At 43.6% G+C, this 358-nt stretch carries 1 rRNA gene; it reads right to left on the bottom strand.

The features are described 5' to 3' along the window. Positions 1–244: 244 nt before the first annotated feature. Positions 245–358, bottom strand: a 16S ribosomal RNA gene (locus tag GJ698_RS30285); the annotation flags it as partial.

Genomic DNA, 358 nt, shown 5'->3' with positions numbered 1-358 from the left:
CATCCGCCATGTGCACTTATTCACTTGTCCCTATAACCTTGACGGCTATAAGTCTAAGCATTTACTACTTTGTGATGATGAGTTTTACTACCCTAAGTGTGTAATTTCTTACACGCTTAAATAAAACCTTACTTCTTCCAGATTGTTAAAGAACGGAACTACATTTACCTAAGAATCTCTTCTTACGTAAATCCAGTCTTTGTTACAGCCGATAAGTGTGGACGCTTGATGAGTGCTACTCTAGAAAGGAGGTGATCCAGCCGCACCTTCCGATACGGCTACCTTGTTACGACTTCACCCCAGTCACGAATCCTACCGTGGTAAGCGCCCTCCTTGCGGTTAAGCTACCTACTTCTGG

Source organism: Duganella aquatilis (genome assembly GCF_009674565.1).
Classification (GTDB): domain Bacteria; phylum Pseudomonadota; class Gammaproteobacteria; order Burkholderiales; family Burkholderiaceae_D; genus Rugamonas; species Rugamonas aquatilis.
This window is presented reverse-complemented; position numbering and strand designations above follow the sequence as displayed.